We start from the raw sequence: 25,289 nt of genomic DNA, 5'->3' as shown, positions 1-25,289 counted from the left end.
GAGTGACACGTCGTAAAGGACGACCCCAATCGTCCCGGACGTATCTCAATTATTCTGGGGCGCAACTAACCTAAATTTGGCCAATTGGCCAGCCCTGTTGCGTAAACGCCGGAGAATGCGCCTCTTGCCGGATCAATATCCGCCCAGTGCCAGATGGTGGACACCTTCAAACCACACCGATCGCAGACCGTTCCTCATCGGCCGCAATGCGATTCAGTCCGCCATGCGTGCCTTCTTCGCAAAGAATGACTTCATCGAAGTCGATACGGCAACGCTGCAAATCTCACCGGGAAATGAAGCGCACCTGCATGCCTTCACCACCGAAGCGATCGGCAATGACGGCGCTCGCCATCCTCTCTACCTGCACACCTCACCCGAATTCGCCTGCAAGAAATTGCTGGCCGCCGGCGAGCCGCGCATCAGCTGTTTCGCACATGTCTATCGCAATAGAGAGCGCGGCCCGCTGCATCATCCCGAATTCACCATGCTGGAATGGTACCGCTCGGGTGAAACCTATGAAACACTGATGCGCGACTGTGCTGATCTTCTGGCGCTTTCGGCGGAAACCACCAAAACGAAGCAATTCACCTATCGTGATATGACGGTTGATCCCTTTGCCGCGCCGGAGCGCCTGAGCGTTGCGGACGCTTTCCAGCGCTATGCAGATATCGATCTGCTTGCCTCGGTATCTGCTGACGGATCGACGGACGAGAGGCATCTGCGCGCGGAACTGGACAAGGCCCGGATCAAGACGGCAACGGACGATACATGGGCGGATATGTTCAGCCGGGTTCTGGTGGAAAGGATCGAGCCGGAACTGGGCCGGGGCCGTGCCACGATCCTGGATCGCTATCCTGTCTGCGAAGCCGCACTCGCACGACCGGCGGCGGATGATCCAAGGGTCGCCGAACGCTTCGAGCTTTATGCCTGTGGCGTGGAACTCGCCAATGCCTTCGGCGAACTCACCAATGCCACCGAACAGCGCCGCCGCTTCGAGATCGAGATGGCAGAGAAACAGCGCGTCTATGGCGAGACCTATCCTCTGGACGAAGATTTTCTGGCAGCGCTCGACGATATGCCCGAGGCCAGCGGTATTGCTCTTGGTTTTGACCGCCTGGTGATGCTGGCGACCGGAGCACTGCGCATCGATCAGGTCATGTGGGCGCCGGTGGCAGAGGTCGCCAATTGACGGATCGCGACATCCGATCCGTCGACGCGCTGGTTAAATCGGGTTTGACAAGCAAAGCCAGCGGTGACGTGCTGGGCACGGTTGCCGCCCGCTATGCTGTGGCGATCACACCGGCCATGATTGAGCTGATAGACAAATCTGCGCCCGACGATCCTATCGCCGCCCAATTCGTGCCCACAGCTGCGGAACTGCTCACAACGCCCGACGAACTGGCTGACCCGATTGGCGACGAGGCACACAGTCCGGTCAAATGTATCGTCCATCGCTATCCGGATCGCGTATTGCTGAAAGCCGTCGGCGTCTGTCCGGTCTATTGCCGCTTTTGTTTCCGCCGCGAGATGGTGGGTCCTGATGGAGATGGAAATCCGACTGCAGACGAGCTTGAGAGCGCATTGGCCTATATCGCCAGCCACGACGAAATCTGGGAGGTCATCCTGACTGGCGGAGACCCTCTCGTTCTGTCGCCTCGACGCATGCGCCAGATCACCCACGCGCTCGCCGCAATCCCCCATGTGAAAATTCTGCGCATTCACAGCCGTGTGCCGGTGGTTTCGCCCGAGAAGGTCACCGACGAACTTGCAGATGCACTCAATGCCTCTGGCAAAACTGTCTACCTGGCCCTTCATGCCAATCACGCACGGGAAATGACGGAACAGGCGCGCGCCGCCTGTGCCCGCCTCATTGACGCAGGCATTGTCATGGTCAGCCAAAGCGTGTTGCTGAAGGGTATTAACGACAATGTCGAGGCGCTTGCCTCCCTGATGCGCGCCTTCGTCGAGACCCGCGTCAAACCCTACTATCTTCATCACCCGGATTTAGCGCCCGGAACCAGCCATTTCCGACTGACAATCGCTGAAGGCCAGGCGTTGATGCGCGCCCTGCGCGCCCGTGTGTCCGGTCTATGCCTGCCGGCCTATATCCTCGATCTCCCTGGCGGATACGGTAAAGTTGCGATCGGCGAGGGCAATTTGTCTGCCACCGAAAGCAGCAATTATTCAGTGATCGACCGCGAAGGGCGAACACGGTCTTATCCTTGAGAAGGCCGGCGATTGCCTAGTCGCATGTAAATGCTTTCGATCAAATTGTCGCGGTGCCGGTAGGTTAGATTTATTTAACTACGGCATTTAGCGGAATCTTATGCTTTCCCAGATAGAAATCCGTCCCAACAAGGAACAAAAATGACGTTCGGGAAGGATAAACCATGAACGAGACTATTCGTGCCCTGCTCTCCAAGCTCGGCGGTTTGCCCGTATCGGTAGAGACCCTGGATAATACAAGTGATCTCTACGCAGCTGGCCTGTCATCATTCGCCTCGGTTCAACTTATGCTTGGAATCGAAGATGCGTTCGATATCGAATTTCCAGATCACATGCTGAACCGCAAGTCTTTCCAGAGCGTTGCGGCCATTGAGCAGACGGTCAAGACGATTCTTGAGGACAGGAAGGTCGCCTGATGGACCTTTCAGCCAACGCCCTCGACCAATCCGTAAAGGCACGGGCAGCGCGCGTTGCAAGTGTCGCCGCAGCCCATGCCGATGATGTCGATCGTGGTGGCCGCTTCCCCAGGGAAGCTGTCGACGCCATGAAGTCGGAAAGGCTGCTCGCGCTGATGATCCCGGCGGAATTCGGCGGCGAAGCTTTATCCTATGCCGAGATCGCAGAGGTCTGCACCACGTTGGGACAGGCTTGCGCCTCCAGCGCAATGATCTTCGCCATGCATCAGATCAAGACATCCAGCCTGATCGAGCATGGACGCGGCGCGACCTGGCATGAAGGCTTGATGGCGCGACTTGCGGCCGAGCAGCTTCTGCTCGCATCCGCGACGACCGAGGGCGGTATCGGCGGCAATCTGCGCAATTCGATCTGCGCGATTGACGTCAAGGATGGTCGTTGCAGCCTCGAAAAGGACGCGACCGTCATTTCCTATGCCAAGCATGCCGACGCCATTCTGGTGACGTCGCGCAGCAACAAGGACGCGGCCCCATCCGATCAGGTGATGACGGTTTTTCTCAAAGACCAGTATACGCTCGAGCAGACCCACACCTGGGATACGCTTGGCATGCGGGGAACCTGCTCCGATGGATTCTTGTTTCGGGGGGAAGCGTCGGCCGAGCAGATCTTGCCGCATCACTTTGCGGAAATCGCCGCACAATCCATGCTCGCCGCATCGCATCTGTTATGGAGTTCCGTCTGGTACGGCATTGCACTGGATGCATTCGTGCGCGCGCAGAGCTTCCTTCGCGCCGCAGCCCGCAAGGCGCCCGGCAGCCAGCCGCCCGGTCTGGTTCAACTCGCAGAAATGTCGGCTTCGCTTCAAACAATCCGTTCAACGGTTGTTGCCGGCCTCTCGACGTTTGAAAAAGCGCATCATGACGCCGACCGCTTGTCTTCAATGGCATTCGCCGTTGCCATGAACAATGTGAAGATCGCAGCCTCAGAGGGAATTCTGCCAATCGTCCATCAGGCCATGCGCATCTGCGGCATCCTTGGCTACAAGAATGGCACGCCTTTCAGCCTCGGACGGCATCTGCGCGATGCACATTCTGCCGAGTTGATGATCTCCAATGACCGCATTCTCGGAAACACGTCGCAGATGCTCCTGGTACAGAAGCAAGACACAAGCTTATTGGGGTAAGCCATATGGATATGCAGACAACATTTCTCGACCGCCTCTTCGATGCCGGTCTTCTGATCGATACCGGGGTGGATGGTCTATATGGTCGAAGCGGCCAGTTCGAAGACGTCATTGCCGCGTTCGAGCGCCTTGTCGATCGCTTTGGCGGCGATGATGGCGCTGAAGCCATTCGCTTTCCACCGGGCATGAACCGCGCCTTTTTCGAAAAGAGCGGCTACATGAAAAGCTTTCCGCAGCTTGCTGGCACCGTGCACAGCTTCTGCGGGTGCGAACTTGACCATGTCAGCCTGCTGAAGTGCATGGATGAGGGAGGCGATTGGACCGGCGAGCAGAAGGCAACCGATATCGTGCTGACACCAGCCGCCTGCTACCCGCTCTATCCAACGGTCGCAAAGCGCGGAAACCTGCCTCAAGCCGGCGGCCTCTACGATCTGCAATCCTACTGCTTCCGCCACGAACCATCCCAGGATCCGGCACGCCAGCAGCTCTTCCGTATGCGTGAATATGTCCGCATGGGTACGCAGGCAGACGTCACCGAGTTCCGTCAATTGTGGATGGATCGCGGCGTCAAGATGATGGAAGAGGTCGCCCTTCCGGTCGAAATCGACGTCGCCAACGACCCGTTCTTCGGGCGCGCCGGCAAGATGCTCGCGAACAACCAGCGTGACCAGAACCTGAAGTTCGAATTGCTCATTCCGATCACCTCGACAGCCAATCCAACGGCCTGCATGAGCTTCAACTATCATCAGGATGCGTTTGGCACCAAGTGGGACCTGAACCTCGCAGACGGCTCGGTCGCCCATACCGCTTGTGTCGGCTTCGGCCTCGAACGCATCGCGCTTGCGCTGTTCCATCATCACGGTCTGGACGTGAAGGACTGGCCGGAGAAAGTGCGCAAGGCACTCTGGGGCTGATGAGGGAATGACAGCTGTTTTTGCCGGCGTCGATCCGGACACATACCGTCCGCATGCGCTCCATTCAGCCGAGCGTATGTGGCCCGAGACCAATTGCTATGTCGATTTGTGGATAGAGGTCCTGGCAACCCATGGCGTTGCCCCTGAAGCCATGCTCGGCTTCACCTTGACCCAGGACTTCGAGGGCGACCAGTTCACTTTCTTCAAGGTGCCGCTGGAAGACCTGGAAGCGCTTTATGGTGTGGTCTCGACCGAGCTTGCCATCTTCGACAATGTCGAACATCACGTCCTCACGCAGATCGAACGCGGTCGGCTGAGCCTTGTCGAAATGGACAGCTTCTACCTGCCGGACACGCGCGGCATCGGCTACCGGCAGGAGCACGGCAAGACGACCGTCGCGATCAATCGTCTCGATATTGACCATCACCAGATGGACTACTTCCACAATGGTGGCTATTTCCATCTGGAAGGCGAGGATTTCGACGGCATTTTCCAGCGCAATCTTGCCGAAGGCGCCCTGCCCTTCCTGCCCTATACGGAATTCGCCAAGTTTCCAGCAGCGACTGCCACATTAGATCATCAACGCGACATTGCCTCGGCATTGCTCACGCGCCACTTCAATCGCCGGCCCAAGACCAATCCCATCGCAGCATTTTCGTCCGTTTTTCCGACACAAGTGGAAGCCGTCGCCGAACGTCCCTTTGGTTTCTTCCACAAATATGCCTTCAATACGCTTCGCCAGTTCGGTGCCAATTTCGAACTGCTGGCAAGCCATCTTGAGTGGCTCGATCGCGGTGATCAATACGAATCCGCCCGCAGCCATGCCCTGAAGATTTCAGAAGCGGCGAAGTCGGTGCAGTTCCAGCTTGCACGTGCTGTCACACGCAAGAAATTCGACGCATTGAAATCAGCACTGGACCCGGCAGCCGAAGCTTGGGACAAGCTGATGGATGAACTTAGCCAGACAATTTCCTGAGGCGACAGCATGAGCGCCTCCATCCGCTATTTGGACGCAGATACCCGACCTCTGGAGGCCGGCTGGACACTGCTGGTGACCGAGGCTGGACGCTATGCGTCACCAAAGGACGTACACCGCCCCGCGGCCAGAATACCGGCCATGGTACCTGGAACGGTCGCCGGTGCGCTGACAGCCGCAGGCTTGTTTGATCCGAAGCACCCGCACCCTCTTCATGACAGGGACGCCTGGTATTTTCGCTCGCTTGAGGGCGAAAAGTCCGGGCATGCGATTCTGCGCATGGAGGGGCTCTCGACCTTTGCCGAAGTCTATATCAATGGCGAATTGCGGCTCTCGTCCGACAACATGTTTCACAGCCACGATGTAGATCTGGTCCTGAGCGGCCACGACGAGATCGCCATATGCTTTCGTGCGCTTGAACCGCATCTTTCAAGAAAAGGCCCCAGAGCACGCTGGCGCCCGCAAATGATGGATCATCAGGGGTTGCGGCTGGTGCGCACAACACCACTCGGTCACATGCCGGGCTGGTGTCCCGAAATCCACCCCGTAGGGCCGTTTCGCCCCATCAACCTGATCCGCAGCACAGGCATTGCGCTGTCAAACCTCGATCTGATTGCAGACCTCGATGAGCAAGGCACCGGCCTGTTGAAGCTCGCCTTTTCGATCGACCGGTCCGAAAGCGATATGGCACTCCAATGTGGAGTTCATAGTGCTCCATTGATCGCCAACGCCGATGGCATCTGGCAAGCGTCGCTCGACATTCCCGATGTCGCGCCGTGGTGGCCACATACGCATGGCAAGCCTGATCTCCACGAAGCAAAGCTGGTGATCGACGGCAAGCCATACACACTCGGACTTGTCGGATTTCGTCGCATAACAATCGATCGCGGGTCCGATGGTCAGGACTTTGCGCTACACGTGAATGGCGAAAAAATCTTCTGCCGCGGGGCCGTCTGGACGAATGCCGACATCCTCAAATTGTCGGGCCAGGCAGAAGACTATGCACCCTGGCTTTCCCATGCCGTGAACGCCGGCATGAACATGATCCGCATCGGCGGCACCATGACCTACGAAAGCGCAGACTTCTTCAGGCTCTGCGACCGCTTGGGCATTATGGTCTGGCAAGACCTGATCTTTGCCAATTTCGATTATCCGATTGCCGAAGAACCATTTATCCAATCGGTCCGACGCGAGATAAAACAGAGACTTGGCGACACCAACGGCTCACCCTCTCTCGCCGTCCTTTGCGGCGGCAGCGAAGTCTATCAGCAAGGCGCGATGCTGGGTCTGCCGGAGCGAATCTGGAAAACCTCGCTGTTCGACGGCACGCTGCAGCATCTGTGCGCAGAAGAACGCCCGGACGTGCCCTTTGTGGAGAATTCGCCATCGGGTGGAGCAATGCCGTTTTCACCCGATAGCGGCGTCACCCATTACTACGGAGTCGGCGCCTATTGCCGGCCACTCGAAGACGCCCGTCGCGCCAATGTCCGATTTGCGGCAGAATGCCTGGCCTTCGCCAATGTCCCCGAACAACGCACCCTGGATACACACCTACCCGTCGCCGCTGTCCATCATCCGGACTGGAAGGCGCGTGTGCCCCGGGATCGTGGCGCGTCCTGGGATTTCGAGGACATTCGCGACCATTATATTCACACGCTCTACGATGTTGACCCGGCGCGCCTGCGCCGCGAGGATCCGGGTCGATACCTTCAGTTATCCCGTGCCGTGACGGCAGAGGTGGTGACGGACACCTATGCCGAATGGCGACGGCACGGCTCCAGTTGCAATGGTGCGCTCGTCTGGACGTTTCAGGATCTCCAACCCGGCCCAGGCTGGGGCGTGATCGATTCGACCGGGGAACCCAAATCGATCTGGTACGCGCTTAAGCGCGCGTTCAGACCCATTCAGGTTCTGCTGACGGATGAAGGCACCAATGGGCTCGACGTGCATGTATTGAACGAAACGCCGGTAGCCATAGCGGCTGAGCTGGACATCATCTGCCTGCGTGATGGTCGCCAGCGGGTCATCTCCGGCAAGCGCTCGCTCACCATTGCGCCCCGCAGCAGCCAGTCAATTCCAGCCACGGATCTGTTCGGGGCCTTCTTCGATACGCCCTACGCCTTCCGCTTCGGCCCGCCATCCCATGAGGTAACGATTGCCAGCCTTCGACATGCTGGCGAAGACGCGCTGCTGGCGGAGGCATTTCACTTTCCCCGCGGCCGAAAGACTGCAGCCTTCCCGGCATTGGTGACAGCTGAACTGATGGAAGAAAAAGGACAGTGGTTCCTCGACATTGAAAGCGAGTGCTTTGCCCAGTCGGTGCACATTGCATCCGACCAGGTGCGTGCAGATGACAACTGGTTTCATCTGGCCCCCGCATGCAAAAGGCGTATCCGTCTGATCTCCAGAGACGGACAGTCTGGCAAACCCGAAGGCGAAATTACAGCCGTCGGCAGCGGACAGATAATTCGCTTTTGACGTGATTACGGTGCGGCATTCAAGGCCACATCGCGAACGGCCTCGATATAGCGCCGGCGAGCGCTTTCTGGCGTCAGATTGTGATCGCTGCCGGGAATAAAGCCCAGCTCCACATTGGGATATTTCCGCAATCCTGCACCATCCTTGCCGAAATGGCGGATGAGATGATCGCAGCCGACATCATTCTCGCTATAAAGCAGGGTCAGTTTCACATCGCGATCGGCGAGAGTCCGAAACGAAGAACTGACGCGGCGATGCTCGTCGCCATAGCCCGGAAGAAGGTCCAACAATGGGCGCGCGACATGAGACAACCGCTTGCCGACTGCCTTCATGATATTGACCAAGGCCTGGCCGACATCGATCCGCCCGCTGATCAAACGCCGAAACGTCTCCGCCTGAAACAGCCTCTGCTTGTAGGTATCAAGCGAACGTGGCGGTGCGGTCAGAGCCTCATCGACATTTCTGCCGGGATCCCACTCAAACACATAGGGATTGACCAGGACAGCGCCCCGAAATTTCTCGTCGACAACAGCCGCCCTGAAGGCTTGATATCCGGCACTGCAACGGCCCGCCAACACGGACGGACCAGGCAGTTTGTCGTCAAGAAATTCCTTGGCCTCGCGAATATCCAGGAGTTGAGACGCGTTATAGAGAACCTGCTCGCTTTCGCCTTCGCAAGGCGGGCTGTCAGCAATATTGGCTGCATCGAAACGCAAGGAGGCAATGCCATCGGATGCCAATTGCCGCGCCATAGTTACACCCATTCGCCCCCAGCCGGCACTGCGATCATAGGCTGTTCCAAGCAGAATCGCAGTCGCGCCGCGTCTTTCGCCACGCGGTTCACACAGCACGCCAAAAAGGCGATTGTTTCTGCCAAATGTGACCGGCGTTTCCCGATACGTATCGTCGCCCACTGGCAGCGCGATCGGCACGCTTGAAACTGCGTGCTTGCCGGCTGCCTCCTGCTCTCCCGCAATCGCGGCAGTCCAGGCGACAACGTCTTCGACGATCTGCAAGGGCACCCTGGACACAGAGGGATTGGAAACCATGGCGTCATAGCCGCCATATTCGATTTCCTCGACTGTCGATCCCAACGCCCTTAACTGTCCGGCAAACGCTTTGTCGGCAGGACGATCGCCACGGCAGCCAACAAGGCATTTCGGCACGGCAAATTCAGCCAGCGTCGTCAGATTGATCTTGCGCACATCGGCCGCAATTTCGGCGGGAATGGTGAGGCCGGCAATCGATACGCCGTCCGTTTGGCGCTGATCATCGGTAAGCCCGAGCCCGTCGTCGATCATTCTCGACCAGAATTGCAGCTCTCGAACATAGGCGCGACCAGAAATGACCGGCGCGAGAAAGGCGATGGCCTCGACACCCTTGAGGCGTTTTGCGATGAGGGTCGCAATGGCTGCTCCCAGGCCTTGAGAGATAAAGACGATCCGCGTGCATCCCGAGAGGGTTTTCAGTTGATCGCCAGCGGCCACCGCGCTCTTCGCCCAGGTCTCAATACCCTCTGGATAGTCTGGCAGATCCAGTGCATCGCCGGTGCCGGGATAGTCAAAACGCAGGCTGGCAATACCCTGGTCGGCAAGCGCTTCCGCCATTGTCCGCCACACCTTGCGCGTAAACATCTCCTCCAGCCCCCATGGGCTTAGAAAAAGAACAGCAACAGAGGCGGATGATAAGGTAGAAGGCTGAAAAAGCCCGATAGTGTTGTCGAAGGTCACCGGATGGGCCGCTGACCTCGCCTTTGCCATGTGATCGATCGTCTTCAACTCAATCCCCCTCCCCCGACTTAGCCTCTTTCGTCCTGACTGCCCGGTTTGGCCACCAGAAAGCGAAGGAGGACAAGGGCTGGCCGCGGCAAACGCCTGGCAATCTTTTCGAAACTCTCAAGGTCTTCCCGCGCGATCGCACGCACCACCCGCAGCGCAATGAGATAGGTGATGGCACCGGCGATGATTGCCAGTATCAGTCCGCCAAGGCCCGACACCAGTTCAAGCACGACATAGGCACTGCCCGCACAGGATGCCGCAGCAACAGCCACCCGTCCAAGCGACAGAAACATCGGGATCATCGAACCATCGAATTCTATCTTTCGGAAGATGAGAATGGTCATCGCAAGGAAAACGATAAAGCGAACGATGGCCGCACCTTCACCGCCCAACAATGGTACCAGAAAGAAGCCTCCCGCGATCATCAGCGCTGCGCCGACGATACCGACAACGAGCCGTTGGCGGACAAAGTCGAGCGAGAACATATACTGCGTGCCGAGCAGGCAGAACACAAATATGGGTGCACCAAGCGCCAGAACGGTCAGGATACTGCCCGCCGGCTCAAAGGCTTCACCGAAAACTGTTGTGACAAGGCGTGGTGCGATGACGGCAAGACCGAAGCTGAGCGGCATGGTGATATAGGCAAGGTTGCGCGCAACGCTCTCGAAGACAGACACAGCCAGGCGGCCACCGCCCTGCGATTGGAGCGTTTCGGAATAGTAGGGCAAGAGGCTGCCCGTAAGCTGCACCGGGAGCTGAAGTGCCAGATTGGCAAGCGACAGCGCCGCCGCATAATAGCCAACCACTTCGACGCCATTATATTGCTGAATGAACAGAAGTTCGATGCGGTTCAGAAAGACTGAATCGATCAGGAACTGAATGGAAAGCAGTAACGACGAGTTCACAAGATATCGGTTGGATATCCCGCAGTCATTGCCGCGGCGAAACAGAATGCCGAGCGCGTATAAAAACTGAACGACAAACCCTAGAACATAGCCTGCCACCGCACCGGGGATACCGAAAAAGACAGCGCCCGCGATCACGCCTGAAAATTGCAGCAGACCGGCTACCGTCGACATCTTGAAGAAGGTGCCGACACGTTGCTCACCAATCAGATAGTTCTTGGAAAATGATCCGATCGATTGAATGACGATCAGGATCGCGGTGACATGCACCACGCTGGGTGAAGTGCTCGCCCAATGGTGTTCGTCTGCTTCTGCGAAGAATAACAGATAGAATGCGAGAAACACCAGGGTCGCGACCGATACCGGTCGCAGCATCCGCGCCGCAAATCCTCGGCGCGCCTCGGCATCAAAGCCGTCGCCTTTGAGCTTGGGCAGGATCCGCAGCAGGGTTACGCCGGTTCCAAGTTCAGCGAGAAGCGATGAGGTCACCGCAATCCAGAGCGAAAAAGCTATGATGCCGTTTGCTTCCGGGCCCAGAAGACGGGCAGTGACGATCGAGCATGCGAAGCCAAACAGCAACAGCGACATACCTGCGGCTGCATTCAAGACGGAATTGGTAACAATGCGATTGGCCATGAAAGATGTTTGCTCGACTGTGACGCGGCTATGGGAAACCGCGCATCGGCAGGCTTCCTTTCGTTGATAGACCGAAATCCTTAAGATTCAGACGGCCCTTTGACTGTCGTTCACACCGTATCAGCAGAATATTCGATCAACCGCCTGGTCCCAACTGTGGATTGACTGGTGATCGATGCTCTGCCTGTCGAATGCGGCGGCAGCGTCGAACGCGCCCAATAGCGAAGCCTCATCCTCGGCGTCGTATCCCAGAACATGGTCTCGGCCGGCGGCCGCAAAACGAGGGGCCACGATTGGAAGACGGCAGTAGCTGTACTGAATCATCTTCAGGCTCGACTGGCTCAGATAGTCCGCGCCCTCGCCCGAACGGTACAAAGCAAGCCCAATATCGGCGAACTTGATAAAGGGTACGATTGTCTCGAACGGCACTTCGCCATGGACCACGATATTTCCGCGTTCGACCTCAGGCCGTGCCTTCTTGCCGAAGAGATGAAATGTCCAGTCAGGCTTGGCCTCTGCCAATATATCCAGACGTTTCGCGTCAAACAGCATGTCGCCGACGCTGACAGCATTTCGCTGGGAGCCGTAGGGACTGATGACCGCTCGATCGAAAACAGATTTGCTGATGCCGTGCGGTAGATAAAGGACAGGGGCATCGGCCGGAAAGTCTTCTCGCATGGCCTCCGCCATAATGTGCACCAGATCATAAGCACCAATATCCCGGTTGAGGGCATCCTCGACCACCGGGTGAACATTGATCGTCTTCAGCCGGTCGGCGGCGTGATAGATGATCTTCGCAGACGGTGCATGGCGCCTGATCCTGCGCGCCAGCAGTGGCGATGGACCACTTTCAATCAGCACATCAGTATATTCGGAGAGGCGGTCTACGACTGTCCCTGGCAGCAATCCGGCGTAGCGACGAAAGAGCGGCGTGGTCAAAGCGTTGGCGAAGGGATGCCGCAAATTCATTGGATGAAAGGGCGCATACCAGATGAACTCGTCCAGGCCATCTGCAATGCGTCGCCACTGGTTGAGCGGCTTCTGTTTCGCATAGTCCCATCTTCCGTCCTTCAGGAACCGGCTGACGAAGCTGAGGCGGCACACAAGAAAGTCGACATGGTGACCGCTCGCGCGCAGGGAATCGGCAATGAAGTGCAAGTCGACCTTGCGCGGCGCATCTGCAAAATGCTGCCCTGTCACGATCAGCACTCTCTTCCGTTCTGGCGTCATCAACGGTCCGCCTTCCCACTTGAAGCTGCGCCAAGCAGTTGTTGATACACATCCGCATAACGATGGATCACATGATCCCATGCATAATGCTCGGCATATTCCATCATCTGCCGGCGCAGACCCTCAGGATCATGCACAAGAGATGCATATGCCCGTTCGATCTCGTATGCGGCATGCGCGGGTTTGCTGAAATCTGCCAGATGGATCTGAGAATGGGTGTTCGCCAATTGACGATAGGCCTCGTTGGTATGAAGGACGGGAACAAGTCCCGCACTCATGGCCTCCACGGCGACAAGGCCAAAGCCCTCATAGTCTGAGGCAGAGACAAACAACGACGCTTTGGCAATGCGCTCCTTGATGATTTCCAGAGGAGCCGACAAAAAGAGCGCGACCCGGCTCTGCAGACCACGCTCAGCGATTGCATGCCGAACATCCTCTTCGCGCCAGTCCGAAGGGCCTCCAATAATGTCCAGCGACCATTCCGGCGAAAGCGCCGCCACGGTGTCCAGCAGGCGGTCCAGACGCTTGTTGGATGAAAAACGGCCGATTGTCAGAAGATGGCGCTGGGGCACATTTGAAGCAAGGTCTGCAAACTTCCGCGTATCCACGCCGTTCTCGATCAAGACCGACCGGCGCGCAGAAATTTTCGCAAAAAGCTGCTTGTCTGCAGCACTACAGCAGATGAGAGCGGCATAGGCGCTGGCAGATAACCGTGTCGCGGTGCTGAACCAGATCTTCTTCAGCAGCGCAAATTTCGGCGTGTGAAAGAAGCCGCCATGCGTGGTAGCCACCAGCCTCTTGCCATGGAACGGTTTTGCAAGTGCCAGTGCATCGAAGAAAAAATCGATGGCGTGGACATGGACAATGTCGGCGTCTTCAATGTGGCGAAGCACCTGAGGGGCAAGCGGATACCGGCTGCTCCCCCGCCAGGGAATACGGATTACCTCGACGTCGTCGACGATTTCGCGGTGCGGCAGCAAGGTGGATCGATCTGTGAACAAGCGGTCAAGGGTGACGACACGCACGCGAAACCCCTGGGCTGGCAGCGTGCCACACAGATTGGCGACAACATCTTCCAATCCGCCCCGGCTTGGCGCGTATTGGCGAACGACGTGGACCACAAGCGGGCGCTGATCATCGCTGGACGCGCCGAACGCGCGCGCTGCATCATTGGGCTTCATGCCGCACCTCTCCCACCGACCTCAAAGCCGATTTTCAACACCTACGAAAAGCCATGTAATGATTAAGATCGCGTGCAGATAGCCGGGCCGTTCGGTATGTGGCTGATGTTTCGTAAACGACGACAAGCCCGGTCGTCTTTTTAAAGGCTTGGCGCGCATTCATTCCATCTCATTCAAGAAATATTTCCCTTCAGGAAATTTAATTTCCCTTTGTTGATCAAGCCTTTGTTCTCTGCTAATTCGATACTGCTCTTAACAATGACAGGGATGAAATTGATGTGCGGCATCGTGGGACTGTTCCTGAAAGACAGGACGCTGGAGCCAAGACTGGGCGAGATGCTGTCCGAGATGCTGATCACCATGACGGACCGTGGTCCGGATTCCGCTGGAATCGCAATCTACGGAAACCCACGCAGCGGGCAGATGAAATTCACCGTGCAATCGGGGGATCCGGATCGTGACTTCCCCGCACTTTCCACGCGGATTGAACAGGAGATCGGATCGAACGCCTCTGTCCAAATCAAAAGCAGCCATTGCGTGATCGGCGTCGACAAGGCGCAAACCGACCAACTTCGTACCATCCTTCAGCACTTTGCACCGAGTGTTCGCCTGATGTCGAGTGGAGAAGCAATCGAGATCTACAAGGAAACCGGACTGCCAAAACACGTGGTTGAGCGTTTCTCGGTCAAGGCGATGTCAGGCTCGCACGGCATCGGCCACACTCGTATGGCAACAGAATCGGCCGTCACCACCCTGGGGGCCCATCCCTTCTCGACGGGCGCAGACCAGTGCCTTGTGCACAATGGCTCCCTGTCCAACCACAACAATATGCGCCGGGAACTGAAGCGCCAAGGCATGGCCTTCGAGACGGAAAACGATTCCGAGGTCGCCGCCGCCTATCTCACGGCGGAAATGGCTGAAGGCAACAATCTCGGAAAGGCACTCAACAACGCCATCCAGGATCTGGACGGGTTCTTTACATTCGTGGTGGGCACGAAATCCGGCTTTGGTGTTCTGCGGGACCCGATTGCCTGCAAGCCCGCGGTCATGGCCGAAACGGACCGCTATGTGGCCTTTGGCTCTGAATACCGCGCACTCGTCAGTCTTCCGGATATCGAGAACGCGCACGTCTGGGAGCCGGAACCGGCCACCGTCTATTTCTGGGACCATGCGACTGCTGCCTGACAGGACAAAGCCAATGCCGACCTTCGATCTTGCCAATGTTCCTCTACGCGATCTCAATCAAGCGCTGCATGCCATTCCCGCAGGCAGTAACGACAAGGATTTCGAAGTCCTCAATCCAAGAGGAGCCCATGCCGTCGCTGTCGGCATCGACGCTCCTGTCACTGTCGAGGTGCGTGGGAATGTCGGTTATTATTGCGGCGGCATGAATGCCGAAGGCAAGATCACCGTTCATGGATCGGCTGGGCCGGGCGTCGGCGAAAACATGATGTCCGGTTCCATATTCGTCAAAGGGGATGCCAGCCAGTATGCGGGCGCCACAGGACATGGGGGCCTGCTGGTGATCGACGGCAATGCCTCCTCGCGTTGCGGCATCTCGATGAAGGGCATCGACATCGTCGTCAAGGGCTCGATCGGCCACATGTCGGCATTCATGGCCCAGTCCGGCAATCTCGTTGTGCTGGGCGATGCCGGCGATGCACTCGGAGACAGCCTTTACGAGGCGAGGCTGTTTGTGCGGGGCGAGGTGAAGAGCCTTGGCGCCGACTGCATCGAAAAGGAGATGCGGTCCGAGCATCTGGATATTCTGACTGACCTCCTGAAAAAGGCCGGCGTCGAAGACATAAAGCCTGAAGACTTCAAGCGCTACGGGTCGGCCCGCAAGCTCTACAATTTCCACATCGACAATGTCGACGCCTACTGAGGAAGGGACGGTTCATGTCCTACCAGAATCCACCGACAACACCGCGCAAGTCAGCCACCTTCGATGACTACACGCTCTCGGAAATCCGCCGTGCCGCAGCCACCGGCATCTATGACATTCGCGGCGGCGGCGCCAAACGCAAGGTCCCGCATTTCGACGACCTGCTTTTCCTTGGTGCTTCCATTTCCCGTTATCCGCTGGAAGGCTATCGCGAGCGCTGCGATACCAATGTCGTGCTGGGCTCACGCTTTGCAAAAAAGCCGATTGAACTGAAGATCCCGATCACCATTGCCGGAATGAGTTTCGGGTCTCTATCCGGGCAGGCCAAGGAGGCTCTCGGGCGCGGTGCATCTGCGGCCGGCACCTCTACCACGACCGGCGACGGTGGCATGACGGAGGAAGAACGCGGCCACTCATCGATCCTCGTCTATCAGTACCTGCCTTCGCGTTATGGCATGAACCCGCGCGACCTGCGCCGCGCCGACGCCATCGAAGTGGTTGTCGGCCAGGGTGCCAAGCCCGGCGGTGGCGGCATGTTGCTGGGCCAGAAGATCTCCGATCGCGTAGCCGACATGCGCACCCTGCCCAAAGGCATTGACCAGCGCTCGGCCTGCCGCCATCCCGACTGGACCGGCCCGGATGATCTGGAGATCAAGATCCAGGAACTGCGCGAAATCACCGATTGGGAGAAACCCATTTATGTCAAAGTCGGCGGCGCCAGGCCTTATTACGACACAGCGCTTGCGGTGAAATCGGGTGCCGATGTCGTGGTGCTCGACGGCATGCAGGGCGGCACGGCCGCAACGCAGGAAGTCTTCATCGAAAATGTCGGCCTGCCGACGCTTGCCTGCATACGCCCGGCGGTGCAGGCCCTTCAGGACCTCGGTCTTCATCGCAAGGTGCAACTGATCGTCTCCGGCGGCATTCGCTCGGGCGCCGATGTTGCAAAGGCACTGGCACTTGGTGCGGACGCAGTATCGATCGGAAGTGCTGCACTGATCGCAATCGGCGACAACGACCCGCGCCTGGAGGCCGAGTATAACGCTCTGGGCACCACCGCCGGCGCCTATGACGACTGGCATGAAGGCCGCGATCCCGCAGGTATCACCACCCAGGACCCGGACCTGTCGGCGCGCCTCGATCCCGTCGCAGCCGGACGGCGCCTTGCCAATTATCTGAAAGTCATGACGCTGGAGGCGCAAACAATCGCCCGGGCCTGCGGCAAGAACCATGTCCACAATCTCGAGCCGGAAGATCTCTGCGCGCTCACGATCGAGGCATCCGCCATGGCTCAGGTGCCTTTGGCCGGAACCAGCTGGATACCCGGAAAGGGAGGTTTCTGACCACCCGTTTCGACATCGCCAAAGTGTCTCGAAAAAATCCAAAAGGGGAACGACATGACACTGGATCTCGAAAGCTACGCCAAAGAGCGTGGCATCAAGTATTTCATGATCAGCTTCACCGATCTTTTCGGTGGGCAGCGGGCAAAACTCGTCCCCGCTGCAGCGATCAAGGGCATGCAGGAGGATGGGGCCGGCTTTGCCGGTTTTGCCACATGGCTCGACATGACACCGGCGCATCCGGACCTCTTCGCCCTGCCCGATGCGTCCTCCGTCATCCAGTTGCCGTGGAAGAAGGATGTCGCCTGGGTCGCTGCCGATTGCTATATGGAGGGCAAGCCGGTCGAACAGGCACCGCGCAACATTCTGAAAAAACTGCTCTTAGAGGCCCAATCTGAAGGTATGCGTGTGAAGACCGGCATCGAGGCCGAGTTTTTTCTGATCACGTCTGACGGAAGCGCCATTTCGGATAACCGCGATACGGCAGAAAAGCCCTGCTACGACCAACAGGCGGTGATGCGCCGTTATGACGTGATCGCCGAGATCTGCGACTATATGCTCGAGCTGGGTTGGGGGCCCTACCAGAACGACCACGAGGACGCCAACGGCCAGTTTGAAATGAACTGGGAGTTCGACGACGCGTTGAAGACGGCCGACAAGCACTCCTTCTTCAAGTTCATGGTCAAATCCATCGCGGAGAAACATGGCCTGAGAGCCACGTTCATGCCCAAACCCTTCAAGAGCCTGACCGGCAACGGCTGTCATTGCCACATCTCGGTCTGGGATCTGGATGGGAAGACGAACGCCTTTGCCGACGACGACGCCGAGTTCGGCCTCTCCGGCCGCGGCAGAAATTTTCTCGGCGGCATCATGACCCATGCCTCGGCAATTGCGGCGATTACCAATCCAACAGTCAACTCCTACAAACGCATCAATGCGCCGCGCACGCTATCCGGTGCAACCTGGTCACCCAACTCAGTGACCTGGACCGGCAATAACCGCACCCACATGGTCCGTGTTCCAGGGCCAGGGCGCTTTGAACTGCGCTTGCCCGATGGTGCAGTGAACCCTTATCTGTTGCAGGCCGTGATCATCGCCTGCGGCATCAACGGCATCCGTTCCAAAGCCGATCCCGGCCCACACTACGACATCGACATGTATGCCGAGGGCCACACCGTCAAGGACGCGCCGCGTCTTCCACTCAATCTGCTCGATGCCTTGCGCGAATACGACGGGGATACGCTGTTGAAGGGCGCAATGGGAACGGAATTTTCCAAGGCCTATCTTAAGCTCAAGACCGACGAATGGAACGCCTATGCGGCACATTTCACCGAGTGGGAGCGACAGACGACGCTCGACATATAGTGAATTGCCGACACCGCCTCTCCATTTGCGAATTCGCAATCCCTGATTTGGCGCCGGACCTTTCCGGCGCCTTTTGATTGGGATAGATGAAATCGCGTGATCGGACGCGAGGGAGAAGCAAACTGATGACAACTTATGTACTGACGGTAGCATGCAAGTCGACCCGAGGCATCGTCGCCGCCATTTCCGGCTTCCTGGCAGATCAGGGCTGCAACATTATCGATTCCTCGCAGTTCGATGATCTCGATACCGGCATGTTCTTCATGCGCGTAAGTGTCGTGTCGGAAGAAGGCGCAACGCGTGAATCCATGCTACCCAAATTCCAGCCGATTGCAGATCAATTCGGCATGGCGTTCGATGTCCACGATTCCGCACAGCGCATGAAGGTGCTGCTGATGGTGTCGCGCTTCGGGCACTGCCTCAACGACCTGCTGTATCGCTGGAAAATCGGGGCACTGCCGATTGATATTGTCGGCGTCGTGTCGAACCATTTCGAGTACCAGAAGGTTGTCGTCAATCACGACATTCCGTTCCACCACATCAAGGTGACCAAGGAAAACAAGGCCGAAGCCGAAGCCAAGCTTCTGGATCTGGTCGAGCAGACCGGCACCGACCTGATCGTGCTTGCCCGTTACATGCAGGTTTTGTCCGACAGCCTCTGCCGCAAGATGTCTGGCAGGATCATCAACATCCACCATTCCTTCCTGCCCAGTTTCAAGGGTGCAAACCCTTACAAGCAGGCCTATGAGCGCGGTGTTAAGCTGATCGGTGCGACTGCACACTACGTGACCGCCGATCTCGATGAAGGTCCGATCATCGAACAGGACACCGCGCGCGTGACCCATGCCCAGAGCCCGGATGATTACGTCTCGATTGGCCGCGATGTGGAAAGTCAGGTGTTGGCGCGCGCAATCCACGCCCATATTCACCACCGCACCTTCATCAATGGCAACAAGACCATTGTTTTCCCGGCAAGCCCCGGCTCCTACGCTTCCGAGCGCATGGGTTGAGCCCAGACACGTTTTAGCAGATACGAAGCAAGTGGATGCCGCGCGTCACAGGATGGACGCGCGGCTTTCCTTTGCTAAGCTGTGCACACGCCGCCTCTCGGCAGAGATCTGAGGAGACACACATGCCTGACACCACTCTGCTGGAGCGGACCGACCTGCCAAGGCCGGATGTCACCCAGCACCAGGCAGCAGACCTGCTGAAGACCTATTACAAAATTGAGAATGCTGAATTGCGCGAACTGGGGAGCCAGCAGGACCGCAATTATCTGGTCGAGGCCAATGGCGGGCGCTTCGTTCTCAAGGTCTGCCGTGCCGAATATTCAGTGGTGGAGCTTGAGGCACAGAATGCGGCCATGCACCATCTGGCTGGCAAGGACGGTATGCCGAAGGTTCCCATGCCACTGAGCGGCGCCGGTGATGCAGAGATCATACCCGTGGAGGTGAATGGCCAGTCCTACAATATCAGGCTCCTCACCTTTCTCGACGGCGAACAACTGACCCGCCGCAAACATCTGGCCGAACCCACACTTCGCGCGCTCGGCGAAGTCTCGGCGAAGATGGCTCTCGGCCTTGCAGACTTCAGCCATCCGGGACTGGAACGCGATCTGCAATGGGACCTGCGCAGGGCCGGACCAGTGGCCTTGAAGCTGCTTGCAACGGTTTCCGACAGCAAGAAACGCGACAGCATTGCAAAGGCCATGATTTCTGCAGTTCGCCGTATTCAACCGCTGGCGGCGAGCTTCCGCGTTCAGGCGATCCATCAGGACGTGACAGATGACAATGTCGTCAGCGCCAGTGACGGGCACGGGCACCTGATCCCTTACGGTGTGATCGACTTTGGCGACCTGATCGACGGCTGGCTGGTTGGCGAACTGGCCGTGACCTGCACCGCCCTGCTCCATCATGCCGACGGCGATCCCTTTTATGTTCTGCCGACGATTGAAGCCTTCTGCGAGACCTATCCGCTCAACCCGTCGGAGCTACGCGCACTCTGGCCGCTTATCGTCGCCCGTGCCGGCATCCTTGCCGCCAGCGGCGAGCAGCAATTGTCCATCGATCCGGACAATGAATATGTGATGTCCAACATCGCTCACGAACGGGAGATCTTCGAAACCGCCACATCCGTGCCGCTCTCGCTGATGGAAACGGCCATTCTTCTGGCAACCGGCATGGCGGAGGCGCCCTCTGAACCCTGGATTGGTCGTCTTTTGCCCGAGGTCGAGCCGCAATCCTTCGGTCTCACCGACCTGTCGGTCACCAGCGAGGATTTCGTCGGCGATAACTGGCAGGATCAGGAAATAGACTGGAAGCTGCTCGCCAAGGCAGCAGCCGATACCGGTGCTGCATCCACGCGCTACGGCGAACACCGCCTGTCCTACACCAAGCTTCATTCTGCACGCGAACCTTCAACATTTGCGCTGCATGTGGATATCTGCCTGCCAGCGGGGACCAGGGCCGCGGCACCTTTTGCCGGCACGATCAAGAGGGACGGTCAGCATCTCATGTTGGCAACCGACAACCTGGTTTTGCATATCTACGGCCTGAATTGCCCGTTGGAGACTGGCACTGCAGTGGATGCGGCGGACAGCATCGGCGTGATTGCGGGTGCACAGGGTGCCGTCGGAGGTCTAAGACTGCAATTGTGCCGCGATGCCGATCTGATACCACCCTTGTTCGCGCGGCCTTCGCATGCCGGCACCTGGTCGAGGCTGTGCCCTGATCCGTCGGCACTGCTTGGCGTGGACCTCGCTGCTCCAGCGCTCGACAGTGCCAAGCTGCTTGAACGCCGCGACGCTCATTTTGCCAAGCCGCAGAAACACTACTATGCGGTTCCACCGGAAATAGAGCGCGGCCGGAAGGAGCATATGTTTGCAACGACCGGACGCGCCTATCTGGATATGGTCAACAATGTCGCCATTGTCGGACATGGCGATGAACGTCTGGCGCGCGCCGCCGGCCACCAATGGCGACTTCTGAATACCAATTCCCGGTTTCATTACGCCGCCGTTGCAGATTACGCGGCCCGTCTCGCCGAACTTGCGCCAGACGGACTGGACACCGTCTATCTGGTCAACAGCGGATCTGAAGCCGTCGACCTCGCCTTGCGGCTTGCCTGGGCGCATACCGGCAAACGCAACATGGTCAGCCTGCTCGAAGCCTATCACGGCTGGACCGTCGCAAGTGACGCTGTCTCAACATCCATCGCCGACAATCCTCTGGCGCGCGAGACACGCCCGGACTGGGTTCATGCGGTCACGGCGCCCAACACCTATCGCGGTCCCTTCCGTGGGAGCAATTCGGTCGCCGGCTATGTCGATGCCGTGAAATCAGCGCTCGACCGTATCGAAGAGGCCGGAACCGGCCTCGCCGGCTTCATCTGCGAGGCGGTTTACGGCAACGCCGGCGGCATTCCCCTGCCGCAAGGCTACCTTCACGACGTCTACGCTCTTATTCGCGCCCGCGGCGGTGTCTGCATCGCCGATGAGGTCCAGGTCGGTTTTGGACGACTGGGCCATCATTTCTGGGGCTTTGAACAACAGGATGTGGTCCCGGATATCATCACGGTCGCCAAGGGCATCGGCAACGGCCAGCCACTGGGCGCCGTCATCACAACGCGCGAAATTGCCGAAAACCTTGAGCGAGAAGGCTATTTCTTCTCCTCATCCGGCGGAAGCCCCGTCAGCTGCGCAGTGGGCATGACTGTCCTCGACATCATGGAAAGCGACAAGCTCCAGGACAATGCACGGATCGTGGGAGATCACTTGAAGTCACGGCTGGAGGCGATCGTCGATCGCTACCCTCTCGCTGGCGCAGTGCATGGAATGGGGCTTTATCTCGGCCTGGAGTTTATTCGCGACCGGGAAACGCTTGAGCCGGCAATGCAGGAAACCGCCGCCATCTGCGAGCGCCTTCTCTCGCTTGGCGTTATCATGCAACCAACCGGCGACCACTTGAACGTCCTGAAGATCAAGCCGCCGCTCTGCCTCAGTCAGGAAAGCGCCGATTTCTTCGCCGACATGCTGGAAAAGGTCTTGGCCGAAGGGTGGTAACAGGACAAATCTGCGTCGATTGCTGCCTGTCAATTCTATCCCCTGTCACAAATTAGGGCTAAGACTTGCGCATGGCAAAAATCCTGTCCATTGCACTCAATCCCGCCATCGACATCTCCAGCGACGCCGAAGCGGTGCAACATACGCACAAAACGAGGACCCATAACCAGCAGCAGCATGCCGGCGGTGGCGGCATAAATGTCGCGCGCGTGGTCCAAGAACTCGGCGGTACGTGCGAGCTTGTCTATCTGTCGGGCGGGGACACCGGAACGCTTCTCGAGACCATGCTTTCACCTTTGGACATGCTTCAGCATGTCGTGACGATCAAAGATCCGGTACGGGTTGCCTATAATGTCCGCGATCTCTCGACCAATGTCGAATATCGCTTTGTGCCCGAAGGGCCACTGGTGAGTGAGGCAGAACTCGCACCAGTTTTCGATCTGCTTGAACGGACCGACGCGGATTACATCGTCGCCAGCGGCAGCCTGCCACGCGGCGCCCCAGCCGACACCTATGTCCGTATCGCAAAAATCGTTGCCGACCGCAGAAAGCGCCTCGTTCTGGATACGTCGGGCCCGGCACTGCGAACCACTCTGTCGAGTGCCAAGGCATTTCTGATCAAGCCAAGCCTCGGCGAGCTGCAAGGCTTCCTCGGACGCGAACTTGATCACGCAACCGCAGGTCCAGCCGCGCAGGCTTTGATCCGCGACGGTGCGGCAGACCATATAGCCGTCACTTTGGGAGCGGATGGAGCGATCCTTGCAAGCATCGACAACCTCACGCATTCACCCGCCATAGCGGTCCCGGTAAAGTCGGCCGTCGGCGCCGGTGACAGCTTCGTCGCGGGCATGGTCTGGTCACTCGCAGAGGGTCGATCCGTGGAAGAAGCCTTCCGGATGGGCCAGGCGGCAGGAGCCGCTGCAGTCATGACGCCTGGAACGGAGCTTTGCCGACGGGCAGATGTGATGACGCTCTACGGCGCGCAGGAAGCAATGACTCACAATCACTAATCCGACTTTGAACAAGCGGAAGCCCATTGGCTCAGCTCATCAAATGTGAACGATCTCGCGCGACCCTGATTGCCTGAACGACAAAGGCCGCACCCGAACAGGTACGGCCTTCAATGGTTTGGAGATGACCGTGACGATCAATCGATGTCGAACTTGACGCCCTGAGCAAGCGGCAGGGTCTTGCCGTAGTTCACGGTATTGGTTGCGCGGCGCATATAGCCTTTCCACGCATCTGAACCGGATTCGCGACCGCCGCCCGTTTCCTTCTCACCGCCGAAGGCGCCGCCGATTTCGGCACCCGAAGGACCGATATTGACGTTGGCAATGCCGCAATCGGAGCCGCAGGCTGAAACGAACATTTCGGCTTCACGCATGTCATTGGTGAAGATCGAGGACGACAGGCCCTGCGGAACTTCATTGTTCATCGCCAGCGCATCTGCAAAGTCGCTATATTTGACGACATAGAGGATCGGCGCGAAGGTCTCGTGAACCATCGGGCCAGACTGCTTGGGCAATTCGACAATGGCCGGACGCACGTAATAGGCATCGGCTGCCTCGTCTGCGAGTGCGCGCTCACCACCCGTGACAGTACCGCCCGCAGCCTTTGCATCCGACAGCGCCTTCTGCATGCCGTCAAAAGCACCCTTGTCGATCAGCGGGCCAACCAGCGTTGATGCTTCCAGCGGATTGCCGATGCTGACAGAGCCGTAAGCCTGGCGCAGACGCGGCACCAGTTCATCATAGACGCTCTCATGAACAAAGAGTCGGCGAAGTGAGGTGCAACGCTGGCCAGCGGTCCCCATGGCGGCAAAGGCAACACCACGAAGGGTGATATCAAGATCGGCGGTCGGGCCGACGATGGCCGCGTTGTTGCCCCCCAGTTCAAGAATGGAGCGGGCAAAGCGCGCAGCAAGCTTCGGTCCAACAATCCGGCCCATGGCGGTCGAACCGGTAGCCGATACCAGTGCAACCTTCGGGTGATCGACCAGAACTTCCCCCACGTCACGCCCACCGATCAGCAGGGTCGAGAGCGCTTCCGGAGCATTTCCACCTTCAGCGTTATAGCGGGCAATCGCCTTTTGCAGGATCGCATGCGACGCCATTGCGGTGAGTGGCGACTTTTCAGACGGTTTCCAGACAATCGGGTTGCCACAGACCAGAGCCAGCGCTGCGTTCCAGGACCAGACGGCAACCGGGAAGTTGAAGGCAGAGATGATGCCGGTCACGCCCAGCGGATGCCAGGTCTCCATCATGCGGTGATCACTGCGCTCGGTGGCAATTGTCAAACCGTAAAGCTGGCGGGAAAGCCCGACTGCGAAATCGCAGATGTCGATCATTTCCTGGACTTCGCCAAGACCTTCCGAAACGATCTTGCCCGCTTCGATGGAAACCACATGGCCAAGGGCCGTCTTGTGCGCACGTAGTTCTTCGCCCAGCAATCGGATCAGTTCGCCACGCTTGGGAGCCGGCACCTGGCGCCATTCAAGGAAAGCCTGATGCGATGCATCGATCGCCTTGCCGGCGTCCGCTGCACTGGTCTCATGGAGTGTCGCCAGCAGTTCGCCATTGATTGGTGAATGAACGGCAAGGCTGCCGCCCTTGAAAGCCTGAACGGAAACATCGAGACTTGCGAAAATCGCTTGAATTTCCGCAGAAAGGTTGAGTTTGGCGAGGGTCATGGTGTTCCTATTGTCTGGACTTTTGGTGT

General features: G+C 58.1%; 19 protein-coding genes. 14 read left to right on the top strand and 5 right to left on the bottom strand.

Going from position 1 to position 25,289, the window contains the following annotated elements; genetic code table 11:
• Nucleotides 1-124 precede the first annotated feature (124 nt).
• The 7 genes from epmA to ACQQ2Q_RS20955 all read left to right on the top strand — a co-directional run bounded on the left by epmA (nucleotide 125) and on the right by ACQQ2Q_RS20955 (nucleotide 8,191).
• Nucleotides 125-1,189 carry an EF-P lysine aminoacylase EpmA gene (gene epmA, locus ACQQ2Q_RS20985; protein WP_428189092.1) on the top strand — a complete coding sequence of 355 codons (1,065 nt, stop codon included), beginning with the start codon at nucleotides 125-127 and terminating at the stop codon, nucleotides 1,187-1,189.
• A complete protein-coding gene (locus ACQQ2Q_RS20980) occupies nucleotides 1,186-2,226 on the top strand; it encodes a lysine-2,3-aminomutase-like protein (RefSeq protein WP_428189091.1) in 1,041 nt (346 codons plus the stop codon). The genes epmA and ACQQ2Q_RS20980 overlap by 4 nt, the downstream gene beginning before the upstream one ends.
• A gap of 164 nt (nucleotides 2,227-2,390) precedes the next feature.
• Nucleotides 2,391-2,642, top strand: a complete 252-nt coding sequence (locus ACQQ2Q_RS20975; RefSeq protein ID WP_428189090.1) for an acyl carrier protein — start codon at nucleotides 2,391-2,393, stop codon at nucleotides 2,640-2,642.
• On the top strand, nucleotides 2,642-3,823 hold the full coding sequence (locus ACQQ2Q_RS20970) for an acyl-CoA dehydrogenase family protein (RefSeq protein WP_428189089.1): 1,182 nt from the start codon (nucleotides 2,642-2,644) through the stop codon (nucleotides 3,821-3,823). The genes ACQQ2Q_RS20975 and ACQQ2Q_RS20970 overlap by 1 nt, the downstream gene beginning before the upstream one ends.
• A 5-nt stretch (nucleotides 3,824-3,828) precedes the next feature.
• Entirely contained in the window at nucleotides 3,829-4,737 is a 909-nt protein-coding gene (locus ACQQ2Q_RS20965; RefSeq protein ID WP_428189088.1) for an amino acid--[acyl-carrier-protein] ligase, read from the top strand.
• A gap of 7 nt (nucleotides 4,738-4,744) precedes the next feature.
• The gene (locus tag ACQQ2Q_RS20960; protein ID WP_428189087.1) at nucleotides 4,745-5,713 is read left to right on the top strand and encodes a DUF1839 family protein; all 969 of its coding nucleotides are present in this window, start codon (nucleotides 4,745-4,747) and stop codon (nucleotides 5,711-5,713) included.
• Between the two features lie 9 nt (nucleotides 5,714-5,722).
• On the top strand, nucleotides 5,723-8,191 hold the full coding sequence (locus ACQQ2Q_RS20955) for a glycosyl hydrolase 2 galactose-binding domain-containing protein (protein ID WP_428189086.1): 2,469 nt from the start codon (nucleotides 5,723-5,725) through the stop codon (nucleotides 8,189-8,191).
• Between the two features lie 5 nt (nucleotides 8,192-8,196).
• Here the strand turns inward: ACQQ2Q_RS20955 and ACQQ2Q_RS20950 are convergent, their stop codons facing one another.
• From ACQQ2Q_RS20950 to ACQQ2Q_RS20935, 4 genes are all read right to left on the bottom strand, one after another.
• Nucleotides 8,197-9,825 (bottom strand): alpha/beta fold hydrolase, encoded by a 1,629-nt coding sequence (locus ACQQ2Q_RS20950; RefSeq protein WP_428189085.1) that lies wholly within the window; start codon nucleotides 9,823-9,825, stop codon nucleotides 8,197-8,199.
• Nucleotides 9,826-9,989: 164 nt separating this feature from the next.
• Nucleotides 9,990-11,510 carry an oligosaccharide flippase family protein gene (locus tag ACQQ2Q_RS20945; protein WP_428189084.1) on the bottom strand — a complete coding sequence of 507 codons (1,521 nt, stop codon included), beginning with the start codon at nucleotides 11,508-11,510 and terminating at the stop codon, nucleotides 9,990-9,992.
• Between the two features lie 120 nt (nucleotides 11,511-11,630).
• Complete coding sequence (locus tag ACQQ2Q_RS20940; RefSeq protein ID WP_428189083.1) at nucleotides 11,631-12,740, bottom strand: hypothetical protein; 1,110 nt, start codon at nucleotides 12,738-12,740, stop codon at nucleotides 11,631-11,633.
• Nucleotides 12,740-13,921: a glycosyltransferase family 4 protein gene (locus tag ACQQ2Q_RS20935; RefSeq protein WP_428189082.1), complete on the bottom strand. Its 1,182-nt coding sequence runs from the start codon at nucleotides 13,919-13,921 to the stop codon at nucleotides 12,740-12,742. Before ACQQ2Q_RS20935 ends, ACQQ2Q_RS20940 begins: the two co-directional genes overlap by 1 nt.
• 276 nt (nucleotides 13,922-14,197) lie before the next feature.
• Here ACQQ2Q_RS20935 and ACQQ2Q_RS20930 point away from each other — a divergent pair, with 276 nt between their 5' ends.
• The 7 genes from ACQQ2Q_RS20930 to ACQQ2Q_RS20900 all read left to right on the top strand — a co-directional run bounded on the left by ACQQ2Q_RS20930 (nucleotide 14,198) and on the right by ACQQ2Q_RS20900 (nucleotide 23,581).
• Nucleotides 14,198-15,106, top strand: a complete 909-nt coding sequence (locus ACQQ2Q_RS20930) for a class II glutamine amidotransferase (protein WP_428189081.1) — start codon at nucleotides 14,198-14,200, stop codon at nucleotides 15,104-15,106.
• Nucleotides 15,107-15,119: 13 nt separating this feature from the next.
• On the top strand, nucleotides 15,120-15,806 hold the full coding sequence (locus ACQQ2Q_RS20925; protein WP_428189080.1) for a protein GlxC: 687 nt from the start codon (nucleotides 15,120-15,122) through the stop codon (nucleotides 15,804-15,806).
• Nucleotides 15,807-15,820: 14 nt separating this feature from the next.
• Complete coding sequence (locus ACQQ2Q_RS20920; RefSeq protein ID WP_428189079.1) at nucleotides 15,821-17,149, top strand: FMN-binding glutamate synthase family protein; 1,329 nt, start codon at nucleotides 15,821-15,823, stop codon at nucleotides 17,147-17,149.
• 54 nt (nucleotides 17,150-17,203) lie between these two features.
• Nucleotides 17,204-18,511 carry a type III glutamate--ammonia ligase gene (gene glnT, locus ACQQ2Q_RS20915; protein WP_428189078.1) on the top strand — a complete coding sequence of 436 codons (1,308 nt, stop codon included), beginning with the start codon at nucleotides 17,204-17,206 and terminating at the stop codon, nucleotides 18,509-18,511.
• A 125-nt stretch (nucleotides 18,512-18,636) separates the two neighbouring features.
• A complete protein-coding gene (purU, locus tag ACQQ2Q_RS20910; protein ID WP_428189077.1) occupies nucleotides 18,637-19,521 on the top strand; it encodes a formyltetrahydrofolate deformylase in 885 nt (294 codons plus the stop codon).
• A 122-nt stretch (nucleotides 19,522-19,643) separates the two neighbouring features.
• A complete protein-coding gene (locus tag ACQQ2Q_RS20905; protein WP_428189076.1) occupies nucleotides 19,644-22,571 on the top strand; it encodes an aminotransferase in 2,928 nt (975 codons plus the stop codon).
• 71 nt (nucleotides 22,572-22,642) lie between these two features.
• Nucleotides 22,643-23,581 (top strand): 1-phosphofructokinase family hexose kinase, encoded by a 939-nt coding sequence (locus ACQQ2Q_RS20900; RefSeq protein WP_428189075.1) that lies wholly within the window; start codon nucleotides 22,643-22,645, stop codon nucleotides 23,579-23,581.
• Between the two features lie 137 nt (nucleotides 23,582-23,718).
• Here the strand turns inward: ACQQ2Q_RS20900 and amaB are convergent, their stop codons facing one another.
• Complete coding sequence (amaB, locus tag ACQQ2Q_RS20895) at nucleotides 23,719-25,260, bottom strand: L-piperidine-6-carboxylate dehydrogenase (RefSeq protein WP_428189074.1); 1,542 nt, start codon at nucleotides 25,258-25,260, stop codon at nucleotides 23,719-23,721.
• Between the last annotated feature and the right edge of the window lie 29 nt (nucleotides 25,261-25,289).

This window comes from Agrobacterium sp. ES01, from assembly GCF_050320885.1.
Classification (GTDB): Bacteria; Pseudomonadota; Alphaproteobacteria; order Rhizobiales; family Rhizobiaceae; genus Allorhizobium.
The sequence above is the reverse complement of the archived record's forward strand: the minus strand, read 5'-3'. Positions and strand labels throughout refer to the sequence as shown.